The 921-nt window shown below is 60.0% G+C and carries 2 protein-coding genes; both read left to right on the top strand.

All coding sequences use genetic code 11. The features are described 5' to 3' along the window. On the top strand, nucleotides 1-652 hold a 652-nt coding region (locus G6N73_RS35900; protein ID WP_165034577.1), incomplete at its 5' end, for an NAD(P)-dependent oxidoreductase. 26 nt (nucleotides 653-678) lie between these two features. Then, nucleotides 679-921: class II aldolase/adducin family protein (locus tag G6N73_RS35895; protein ID WP_206079285.1), on the top strand; the 243-nt coding region annotated here is incomplete at its 3' end.

Below are 921 nucleotides of genomic sequence, written 5' to 3'. Positions count from 1 at the left end.
GATTGTTGCCGCATTGCCAAAGAGCGCGGTCTGGATCGACCTCTCAACGAACAATCTCGAATGCGAGCGCCGTGTCCGCGCCGCCGCCGAGGCTCGCGGGATCGATTTCCTTGATGCTCCAGTTTCCGGCGGCATTGAAGGTGCCGCGGCCGGGACGCTGATGATCATGGTTGGGGGAGACGCTCAAGTCTTTGCACGCTGCACGCCGGTCCTGGACAAGCTCGGCAACCGGGTCATGCACCTCGGGCCACACGGCGCCGGCTACGTCGCCAAGATTGCACAGGTCGTGCTGTGCTATCTCAACTCAGTGGCCCTCAGCGAGGCCCTCATGCTGGGTGTGAAAGGTGGCGTTCCCGCCGATACCATGCTCGGGATCATCCAGGGCAGCACGGGGGCGAGCTACGTCGCTAACCGGTACGGGCCGGCCATTCTGGACGGCAGCTATGACCCAGGATTTGCACTGGGACTTGCCCACAAAGACATGGCCCTGACCCTGGAACTCGCAGGATCTGTCGGGGCCACGCTGCCGATGTGCGAGCAGGTTGAGGCGATCTACAAGGAAGCCGTCGACAAATATGGTTTCGATCAGAACCATCTGATGGCTGTAAAGCTCCTGGAGGAGCAAAACGGCACATTCCTCCGTTCCATCTGACAACGTCGCAAGTGAAAGGGCTACCAATGGCAAAAGAGATGAAAGCCGAGGACTTCAGCGTCCAGGGCGGGCACGCAAACATCTCCAAGGAAGAATGGGAAGCGCGAGTCGACCTCGCCGCCCTGTATCGCCTCGCCAACATCTACGGCTATGACGATCTCATCTGGAACCACATCACGATGCGTGTCCCGGGCACCGACCATCAGTTCCTGCTGAACCGCTTCGGCCTGCTTTACAACGAGGTCACCGCGTCCAACCTGATCAAGGTC

This window comes from Allomesorhizobium camelthorni (genome assembly GCF_011045125.1).
GTDB classification, from domain to species: domain Bacteria; phylum Pseudomonadota; class Alphaproteobacteria; order Rhizobiales; family Rhizobiaceae; genus Allomesorhizobium; species Allomesorhizobium camelthorni.
This window is presented reverse-complemented; position numbering and strand designations above follow the sequence as displayed.